This window comes from Stenotrophomonas sp. GD04024 (assembly GCF_029837545.1).
GTDB lineage: Bacteria > Pseudomonadota > Gammaproteobacteria > Xanthomonadales > Xanthomonadaceae > Stenotrophomonas > Stenotrophomonas forensis.
In genome coordinates this window covers 1-8,958 of record NZ_JAOEDV010000122.1, presented here as the reverse complement: position 1 = coordinate 8,958, position 8,958 = coordinate 1, and the positions used below count along the sequence as shown (strand labels likewise).

Sequence of the window (8,958 nt, the reverse complement as noted above, 5' to 3'; positions counted from 1 at the left end):
AACGGTAGGTGCCGACTGTCAGTCGGCACGCCTTCAAAAGATTGTTGCAGTGCGTTGTGTGGCGCGCGACGGTTCCGCTACACTCGTCCAAGATTCAATGCGGCTCTGGCCCCCACCGGATCCGCTGGCAGCCTTAAAGCTACCTAATCAATATCGGAGTGCCGGATGGCCAACGATGGGGTACACGATCCAGTCAACACCGGACGTCGGCGTTTTCTTTCTGCCACCACAGCCGTGGTGGGCGCCGTCGGCGTCGGATTCACCGCAGTTCCTTTCATCAAGTCCTGGAACCCCAGTGCCCGCGCCAAGCTTGCCGGCGCACCGGTGGTGGCCGACATCAGCGCCCTGCAGGAAGGCCAACGCCTGATCGTGGAATGGCGCGGCCAGCCGATCTGGATCGTCAAGCGGTCCAAGGCGATCCTCGATGCGCTGCACGGACTGGATGGCCGCCTCAAGGACCCCGAGTCCGACGAGAAGGACCAGCAGCCGGACTACGTGCTGAAGCAGAACCCCGAGCTGCGCTCGATCAAGCCGGACATCTCCGTGCTGGTCGGCCTGTGCACGCACCTGGGCTGCTCGCCTGAAATGGTCGCCGAGATCCGGCCCGAGCCCTACGACCCGCAGTGGAAGGGGGGGTATTTCTGCCCCTGCCACAAGTCGCGCTTCGACATGTCCGGCCGCGTCTTCAAGGACGTGCCGGCGCCCATCAACCTGAAGGTGCCCGCGCACCACTACCAGGACGACAACACCATCATCATCGGTGTCGATCCGCAGGGGGCAGCCTGATGGCCAATATCCTCAGCCGTACCGCCAGCGGCGTCGCCGACTGGGTCAATGCCCGCGCGCCGGGCCTGATGCCGGTGTACCGCAAGCATGTCAGCGAGTACTACGCGCCGAAGAACTTCAACATCTGGTACTACTTCGGTTCGCTGGCGCTGCTGGTGCTGGTCAACCAGATCGTCACCGGCATCTTCCTGACGATGCACTACAAGACCAACGCCGCCGAGGCGTTCGGTTCCATCGAATACATCATGCGTGACGTGGAGTGGGGCTGGCTGATCCGCTACATGCACTCCACCGGGGCCTCGCTGTTCTTCATCGTGGTCTACCTGCACATGTTCCGCGGCCTGCTGTACGGCAGCTACCAGAAGCCGCGCGAGCTGGTGTGGATCCTCGGCATGCTGATCTACCTGGTGCTGATGGCCGAAGCCTTCATGGGCTACGTGCTGCCGTGGGGGCAGATGTCGTTCTGGGGCGCCAAGGTGATCATCTCGCTGTTCGGCGCGATACCGGTGATCGGCAACGGCCTGACCGAATGGATCATGGGCGACTACCTGCCCAGCGACGCCACGCTCAACCGCTTCTTCGCGCTGCACGTCATCGCACTGCCGCTGGTGCTGCTGCTGCTGGTGGTGCTGCACCTGGGCGCGCTGCACGAAGTGGGCTCGAACAACCCGGATGGCGTGGAGATCAAGAAGGGCCCGAAGGGCAACCGCTGGTCGCCGAATGCGCCGGCCGATGGCATTCCGTTCCACCCGTACTACACGCTCAAGGATGGCGTCGGCGCCGGCTTCCTGCTGATCATCGCGGCCTTCATCATCTTCTTCGCGCCCGGTTTCGGCGGCCTGTTCCTGGAGCACGACAACTTCACCGAGGCCAACCGCCTGGTCACCCCGGAACACATCAAGCCGGTCTGGTACTACACGCCGTACTACGCGATGTTGCGCGTGGTGCCGAACAAGCTGGGCGGCGTGCTGGTGATGTTCTCGGCCATCGCGATCCTGTTCCTGGTGCCGTGGCTGGACAAGGCGCGGGTGAAGTCGGTGCGCTACCGCGGCTGGATCTCGAAGGTGATGCTGGGCGTGCTGGCGGTGTGCTTCGTGTGGCTGGGCGTGATCGGTTCCGGCCCCGGCACCGACGTGCACGAGACCTACATCGGGCGGGTGCTGACCTTCCTGTACTTCGCGTTCTTCATCACCATGCCGCTATGGACAAGGTTGGACAAGACCAAGCCGGTACCGGAGAGGGTGACCACGCATGACTGAGCGCTGGATGGTCCGGCTGGCCCTGGCGGCCACCCTGATGCTGGGCAGTTTCCTGGCCTCCGCCGCCGAGGGCGGCACCAAGCTGCTGCAGGCCGGCAACGACCTCGGTGACCGCGCATCGCTGCAGCGCGGCGCGCAGCTGTACATGAACTACTGCTCCGGCTGCCACGCGCTGAAGTACCTGCGCTATTCGCGGATGGCGCAGGACCTGGGCCTGACCGAGGAAGAGGTGATGAACAACCTCAACTTCACCGGCTCGGCCATCGGCGACCCGATTCCGGTGGCGATGCCCAAGGAGAATGCCGAGAAATGGTTCGGCAAGATGCCGCCGGACCTCAGCCTGATCTCGCGGGTGCGGGGCAGTGACTGGGTCTACACCTACCTCAAGTCGTTCTACCTGGACAGCAGCCGGCCACTGGGCTGGAACAACGCGCTGTTTGCCAACGCGTCCATGCCCAACCCGCTGTGGGAGATGCAGGGCCTGCAGCACGCCGTGCACGGCAAGCCCGAGGCGCCGGGCATGGACCCGCCAGTGACCGGCCTGCGTATCGAAACGCCGGGTTCGGTCGATGCCGGCCAGTACGACCAGGCCGTGCGGGACATCACCAACTTCCTCGAATACGCCGGCGAGCCGGCCGCGCTGAAGCGGCAGCAGCTGGGCGTGTGGGTGATCCTGTTCCTGGCCCTGCTGACCTTCCTGTTGTACCTGCTGAAGAAGGAATACTGGAAGGACGTTCACTGATTCTGCGGCCGGCCATCGCACGGGCCTATTGGCTTTTGTGATGGTCGGTTGCACACTCGGGGAGGAGTCGACCGCTGGCACGGTGCTGGCGGCGCCGATGCGGCAGGCGGTCTCCTGTCGTAGGAGAGCCTTTGATGGCGGCGAGCGTACGCATGCGCAATACACTGACGCTGTTTTCCTCGAACGACGATGTGCTGTGCCACCGTGTACGCCTGGTCCTGGCGGCCAAGGGGGTCACCTTCGACTTCGTTCCGGTCGATCCGCAGAACCCGCCTGAAGACCTGATCGACCTCAATCCGTACCACTCGGTGCCAACCCTGGTCGAGCGCGAACTGGTGCTGTATGCCGCGTCGGTGGTCAGCGAATACCTGGACGAGCGCTACCCGCATCCGCCGCTGATGCCGGTCGATCCGCTCTCTCGCGCGCGCATCCGCCTGGCCATGCTGCGCATCGAGCACGACTGGGTGCCGCAGGTGCAGGCCATCCAGCTGGGCAACAAGACCCAGGCCGAGGCCGGTCGCAAGCGCCTGAAGGAACTGCTGACTGCGTCGTTGCCGCTGTTCAAGGCCAGCAAGTTCTTCCTCAACCCGGAAATGAGCCTGGCCGACTGCGCGATGGCACCGATCATCTGGCGCCTGCAGTCACTGGACGTGCCGCTGCCCAAGGACGGCAAGGCGATCGAGGACTACGGTAACCGCATCTTCCGCCACCCGGGTTTCGTCCGCAGCCTGACCGAGCAGGAAAAGAAGCTGCGCGATCTGCCGGTCTGATCCGGCCATGCCTTACCCGTCTGCACGCCGACCGGTGTGCAGGCGATCCGCCCCGGCGGGGCGCCGGGCGCGTACACTTCACGCATGACCGAAGACTTCTTCCACATGACCAGCCACCGCCCGTACCTGCTGCGGGCGCTGGTGGAATGGATCAACGACAACCAGCTGACCCCGCACATCCTGGTCGACGCCGGCGTCCCCGGCGTGCAGGTCCCGCCTTCGGCGGTCAAGGATGGCCGGGTGGTGCTCAACATCGCCGAACGTGCCGTCGTGCGGTTGATGATCGACAACGAGATGGTGAGCTTCTCGGCGCGCTTCTCCGGCACCAGCTATCCGGTGCAGGTGCCTATCAGCGCCGTGCTGGCCGTCTACGCCCGCGAGACCGGGCAGGGCATGGCGCTGCCGGACGACATCCCGGGCAACGAGACCGCGCCGACCAGCGATGAACTGCTGCATGACGAAGGTACGCCGCCGGACGATACGCCGCCGGCCAGCCCGCCGCCCAAGGGTCGCCCGAACCTGCGCGTGGTCAAGTAAGGGTGGGTGCCGACCGTTGGTCGGCACGCCTTTAAACCTTACACATCCTCGGCATCGTCCACATCCGGCCGGATCTGGCTGATCCGTGCCGCGCCGGGCCCGGTAAACGAGATCAGCTGGTCGCCGCGCAGCACCATGCGGCCCACGTGGCGATCGATGCCGTCATAGGAATACTCGAACTTGAAGGTGCGCTCGAATCCGAGCCGGCCGTCCTCGCCGCGCGACAGGCGCAGGCCGGTGGCGTGCACTGCCTGGTCCAGCCATTGCACATCGGCGGCGCGGCAGGCATTGCGGCCCAGCTCGACCGCGCGCTCGGCGGCCGAACGGGCGGCGTTCCAGAAGAAATAGATGATTCCGCCGGCAATCAGCAACAGCAGCAGGGTGGGCATGGCGTCAGCGGTCAGAGGTCGATCCGGCAAAGATGGCGGCGAACACGCGCTGGATCAAGCGCTGCAGTCACCGCCGCGGCTGCGGCTCGCTGGACACTGGCTGCGCGGGCACGATGGCCGGTTGCGGCGCCGGCGCGGTCTGCATCGGCGTCGCAGTGGGCGAGGGCATCACCAGGGGTGATGTGGCGGTCAGCTGCAGCAGTGCTGCCCAGTCCTGGCGGTTGAAGCTGCATTCGTCTTCGCGGCCCGGTGTGCAGCTGGGGTCGATGCCGGTGCTGCTGCGTTCGCGTGCCGGCGGCAGCTGGATCAGCCCGGTGCGGTCCAGCGGCAGCAGCCGCATTGCCACGGTATTCATCACATTGCCCCCCACCAGGTACAGGGTCTGGTCGCCGCCGAGGTTGGCCGCCACCACCACTTCGCAATGTGATTTCCAGTGGCCGACCGAACCATTGCCGAGCGCCTGTACCAGCCCGCTGTAGCTCAGCGTGGTGCTGCGGTCGCGCAGGAAGCACAGCAGATCGCCCGGCGCGGGCTTTGCGGTCGCGGGATCAACCAGCCGATAGGGCACACCGGAAGGGCCGCCCTGGTAGGCAGCACGGATGTAGTCGATGTGGCGCGGCGATGTGTTGAAGCCGGGCACGCCGGCACGCACCATCACCCAGGAAATGAAGGCGGCCGACCACGGGTTGTCGACCAGGAACGCGCGGCAGTCGCTGTCGGTGTAGCGCGTGCCCAGCGGCGCCAGGCAGCTGCTGGCGCCGGCGATGCTGCCCATCGCGTTGAGCGTGCCGCTGTCACGCCAATAGCCGGCCACGCGCTGCCAGGCGATCAGGCCGTTGTCGGCAAGATGCTCGCTCTCGGCCTCGGTGACGCTGAGGCTTGCAGCGCGACCATCGCGATCGATGAATGGCCGGAACCACAGCCGGTGTTCGTTGCAGGCGGTGTTGCGGATGGCCACTGCCAACGGGCTCAGGCCGTAGCGGGGCGGTACGTCACAGGCCTCCGCAGCCGCTGCGGAAAAGGGGACGGTCGCGAGCAGAAGGCAGGCAGGCAAGAGCATCCGGCGCATGCGCGGCTCCTGTGGGGGATGGCCGCAGCGTCGCAGTGCCGTCGTGAACGCAGGGTGTGAGAACGGTAGTGCCGGCCGCTGGCCGGCACCATGCGACCGTCACCTCAACCCGGCGGCGGGCCCAGCTTCAACGACAGATCGATGGCCTGCACGTGCTTGGTCAGGCCGCCGATGGAAATGCAGTCCACGCCATCCTCGGCGATCGAGCGCAGGCCACCCAGGCCGACGCTGCCGGAGACTTCCAGAGGGATACGGCCGGCGGTGATGCGCACGGCCTCGCGGCGCAGGTCGGGGCTGAAGTCATCCAGCAGGATGCGTTCGCATCCGGCCTCCAGGGCCTGGCGCAGCTGCGCCAGATCCTCCACCTCGACCACCAGTGGCAGCGCGGGCCACTGCCGGCGTGCGCCTGCCACGGCGGCGGCCAGCGAACCGGCGGCGCGGATGTGGTTTTCCTTCAGCATCACCGTGTCGTACAGGCCGAAGCGGTGGTTGTCGCCGCCGCCGCAGCGCACGGCGTACTTCTGCGCCAGGCGCAGGCCGGGCAGGGTCTTGCGGGTGTCGAGGATGCGCGTGCCGGTACCGGCCACGGCGGCCACATAGCGGGCAGTGGTGGTGGCGGTGCCGGACAGCGTCTGCAGGAAATTCAGCGAGGTGCGTTCGGCGCTGACCAGGCTGCGGCTGCGCCCGTACAGCAGGGCCAGCACGGTGCCTGCGGTGACCGCGTCGCCTTCGGAAACCTGCCATTCGATGCGCACGTCCGGGTCGAGCGCACGGTGGGTGGCGTCGAACCAGGGGCGGCCGGCAATCACCCCATCCTGCTTGCACAGCAGGTAGGCGCTGTCGGCCTGGTCGGGCAGCAGGGCGGCGGTGACGTCACCACTGCCCAGGTCCTCGGCCAGCGCACGCGCGACATCGGCGGCGACAACGGCCGCATCCGGCGTCGGCAGCGTGCTCATGCGGCCGGGAAGTCGGCGATCTGGGCGGTCGGGATGGCTTCCTCGGCCAGCAGCACCGGAATGCCGTCGTCGACGCGGAACACCTGCTTGCGGTCGCGGGTGACCAGCGCTTCGCGCAGCGGCTGCGCCAGCGGGTTGCCATCGGCCTTGTTCACCGCGCCGGCGGAAATGGCCTTGTTGAGGGCTTCCAGGCCCTTGCCATCCAGCAGGGACAGGGGCTGGCGGGTGTCCGGCGACACCAGCAGGTCGAGCAGCTTGCGATCCATGGTTCTTCGTCTTGCGTGGAAGATGGCTAGAATACGTCTTTAAGGCAGGTGACGGCCAATGACCCCCAACCCGATCGCGCCGCTTGTCGGCATCGTCATGGGTTCCCGTTCCGACTGGGAAACCATGCAGCACGCCGCCCAGAAGCTTGAAGCCCTGGGTGTTCCGTTCGAAGTGAAGGTGGTGTCCGCGCATCGGACGCCGGATGTGTTGTTCAGTTACGCCGAGCAGGCGGGCCCGCGTGGCCTGCGCGCGATCATCGCCGGTGCCGGCGGGGCCGCGCACCTGCCGGGCATGATCGCCGCCAAGACCGCCGTGCCGGTGCTGGGCGTGCCGGTGCAGTCCAAGGCCCTCAACGGCATGGATTCGCTGCTGTCGATCGTGCAGATGCCGGCCGGCATCCCGGTCGCCACCTTTGCCATCGGCAATGCCGGCGCCTCCAATGCCGCGCTGTTCGCTGCAGCGATGCTGGCCAGCGACCAGCCGGCGATCGGCCAGGCGCTCGACGCCTTCCGTGCGCGCCAGACCGAAGACGTGATGGCCCACGACGACCCGCGCCAATGAGCCTGACCGTCGGCATCCTGGGCGGCGGCCAGCTCGCCCGCATGATGGTCCTGGCCGGTGCGCCGCTGGGACTGCGCTTCGAACTGTACGATCCGGCGGCCGACGCCTGCAGTGGCCCGCTGGCGCCCCTGACGGTCGGCGCCTTCGATGACCGCCAGGCGCTGGCGGACTTCGCGGCGAAGGTGGATGTGGTCACCTTCGATTTCGAGAACGTACCCGCCGACAGCGCGCAGTTCCTGGCCGACCGCGTGCCGGTCTACCCGCCGCCGGCCGCGCTGGCCGTGGCCCAGGACCGGCTGAGCGAAAAGACCCTGTTCCAGCAGCTGGGCATCCCGCTGCCGGCCTTCGCCGACATCCGCAGCCGCGACGAGCTGGCTGAGAAGGCGGCCGCGTTCGGCCTGCCGTGCATTCTCAAGACCCGCCGCCTCGGCTATGACGGAAAGGGCCAGTTCCGCCTGCGCAGCGAGGCCGACATCGACGCCGCTTGGGATGCGCTGGGTGCGCAGGTCGAGCGCACGGGCCTGATCCTGGAGGGCTTCGTGGCCTTCCAGCGCGAGGTCAGCGTGGTCGCCGTGCGTGGCCGCGATGGCAGCTTCGAGGCCTGGCCGGTTACCGGCAACTGGCATGTCGACGGCGTGTTGTCGGCCAGCGTGGCGCCGGCCGTGCTGTCCGACGCCGAGCGGCAGGCTGCGATCGGCTATGCCCGTCGCGTTGCCGAGCACCTGCAGTACGTGGGCGTGTTCGCGCTGGAGCTGTTCTGCCGCGATGGCGAACTGCTGGCCAACGAGATGGCGCCGCGCGTGCACAACTCCGGGCACTGGACCATCGAAGGCAGCGAGACCTCGCAGTTCGAGAACCATCTGCGCGCCGTGCTTGGCCTGCCGCTGGGCAGCACCCGCATGCTCGGCCATGCCTGCATGCTGAACTGGCTGGGCGCGATGCCCGATCCTGCGCCAGTGCTGGCCCAGGCCAGCGGCCATTGGCACGACTACGGCAAGGAGCCACGCGAGGGCCGCAAGGTCGGTCATGCCACGCTGCGCGATGATGATGCTGCGGCACTGGCCGATGCGCTGGACCAGGTTGGGCTGGAGCTGGGCCGCCCGTCCCAGGTGGCGCCGGCCGCGCACGCCCTGCGCAATCGCTGAGCAGGAGGAATGCCGGCCAGCGGCCGGCATTCCCCGGTATTCCTGCAACGATGTGGCGCGCCGGTGCAGGCATCGGCGCAACGTTCCCGGTGGTAGCGTGGGGCTCCTTTCCCAGGAGTCACGACCATGCTTGACTGGAATGCCTACCGCAAGGAACTGAAGGGCCGCATCGGCGAGATCGGCAAGCTCTCGCCGGATACAGTGAAGGGGTACGCAACCCTGTCCAACGCCGGCGCGCAGACCAACCACCTTGATGCGAAGACCCGTGAGCTGATCGCGCTGGCGGTGGCGGTCACGACCCGCTGCGATGGCTGCATCACCGTGCACGTGGATGCCGCGTTGAAGCACGGCGCCAGCCGCGAGGAGATTGCCGAAGCGTTGGGCGTGGCCGTGTCGCTAAATGCCGGCGCCGCGCTGGTCTATTCGGCGCGGGTGATGGACGCGGTGGCCGCACACGAGAGCGCGTGATGCCACGCT

Annotated in this window: 12 protein-coding genes; 8 read left to right on the top strand and 4 right to left on the bottom strand. The window is 67.1% G+C overall.

The genetic code is table 11. The features are described 5' to 3' along the window. The first annotated feature begins 165 nt into the window (after positions 1 to 165). The 5 genes from petA to N7590_RS21235 all read left to right on the top strand — a co-directional run bounded on the left by petA (position 166) and on the right by N7590_RS21235 (position 4,094). Positions 166 to 786, top strand: a complete 621-nt coding sequence (gene petA, locus N7590_RS21255) for a ubiquinol-cytochrome c reductase iron-sulfur subunit (protein ID WP_053511666.1) — start codon at positions 166 to 168, stop codon at positions 784 to 786. Next, positions 786 to 2,045, top strand: coding sequence for a cytochrome bc complex cytochrome b subunit (locus N7590_RS21250; protein ID WP_006429450.1), 1,260 nt, complete (start codon positions 786 to 788; stop codon positions 2,043 to 2,045). The genes petA and N7590_RS21250 overlap by 1 nt, the downstream gene beginning before the upstream one ends. Next, positions 2,038 to 2,787 (top strand): cytochrome c1, encoded by a 750-nt coding sequence (locus N7590_RS21245; RefSeq protein ID WP_164241059.1) that lies wholly within the window; start codon positions 2,038 to 2,040, stop codon positions 2,785 to 2,787. The genes N7590_RS21250 and N7590_RS21245 overlap by 8 nt, the downstream gene beginning before the upstream one ends. Positions 2,788 to 2,921: 134 nt before the next feature. Next, positions 2,922 to 3,557: a glutathione S-transferase N-terminal domain-containing protein gene (locus N7590_RS21240; RefSeq protein ID WP_005415948.1), complete on the top strand. Its 636-nt coding sequence runs from the start codon at positions 2,922 to 2,924 to the stop codon at positions 3,555 to 3,557. 84 nt (positions 3,558 to 3,641) lie between these two features. Then, positions 3,642 to 4,094, top strand: coding sequence for a ClpXP protease specificity-enhancing factor (locus N7590_RS21235; RefSeq protein WP_008264860.1), 453 nt, complete (start codon positions 3,642 to 3,644; stop codon positions 4,092 to 4,094). 38 nt (positions 4,095 to 4,132) lie between these two features. On the opposite strand, the gene N7590_RS21230 is transcribed toward N7590_RS21235, so the two are convergent. The 4 genes from N7590_RS21230 to N7590_RS21215 all read right to left on the bottom strand — a co-directional run bounded on the left by N7590_RS21230 (position 4,133) and on the right by N7590_RS21215 (position 6,774). After that, positions 4,133 to 4,483 (bottom strand): DUF3301 domain-containing protein, encoded by a 351-nt coding sequence (locus N7590_RS21230; RefSeq protein ID WP_049436544.1) that lies wholly within the window; start codon positions 4,481 to 4,483, stop codon positions 4,133 to 4,135. A 67-nt stretch (positions 4,484 to 4,550) separates the two neighbouring features. Further along, positions 4,551 to 5,552, bottom strand: a complete 1,002-nt coding sequence (locus N7590_RS21225; protein ID WP_053449284.1) for a DUF2272 domain-containing protein — start codon at positions 5,550 to 5,552, stop codon at positions 4,551 to 4,553. A 104-nt stretch (positions 5,553 to 5,656) separates the two neighbouring features. Beyond that, entirely contained in the window at positions 5,657 to 6,508 is an 852-nt protein-coding gene (gene nadC / locus N7590_RS21220) for a carboxylating nicotinate-nucleotide diphosphorylase (RefSeq protein WP_053511397.1), read from the bottom strand. Continuing rightward, positions 6,505 to 6,774 (bottom strand): Trm112 family protein, encoded by a 270-nt coding sequence (locus tag N7590_RS21215; protein WP_005408847.1) that lies wholly within the window; start codon positions 6,772 to 6,774, stop codon positions 6,505 to 6,507. The genes nadC and N7590_RS21215 overlap by 4 nt, the downstream gene beginning before the upstream one ends. Positions 6,775 to 6,832: 58 nt before the next feature. Here N7590_RS21215 and purE point away from each other — a divergent pair, with 58 nt between their 5' ends. From purE to N7590_RS21200, 3 genes are all read left to right on the top strand, one after another. After that, complete coding sequence (gene purE / locus N7590_RS21210; protein ID WP_005412808.1) at positions 6,833 to 7,336, top strand: 5-(carboxyamino)imidazole ribonucleotide mutase; 504 nt, start codon at positions 6,833 to 6,835, stop codon at positions 7,334 to 7,336. Then, complete coding sequence (locus tag N7590_RS21205; protein ID WP_053449286.1) at positions 7,333 to 8,481, top strand: 5-(carboxyamino)imidazole ribonucleotide synthase; 1,149 nt, start codon at positions 7,333 to 7,335, stop codon at positions 8,479 to 8,481. Before purE ends, N7590_RS21205 begins: the two co-directional genes overlap by 4 nt. Positions 8,482 to 8,607: 126 nt before the next feature. Continuing rightward, positions 8,608 to 8,949, top strand: a complete 342-nt coding sequence (locus tag N7590_RS21200) for a carboxymuconolactone decarboxylase family protein (RefSeq protein ID WP_008268125.1) — start codon at positions 8,608 to 8,610, stop codon at positions 8,947 to 8,949. Positions 8,950 to 8,958: the final 9 nt, after the last annotated feature.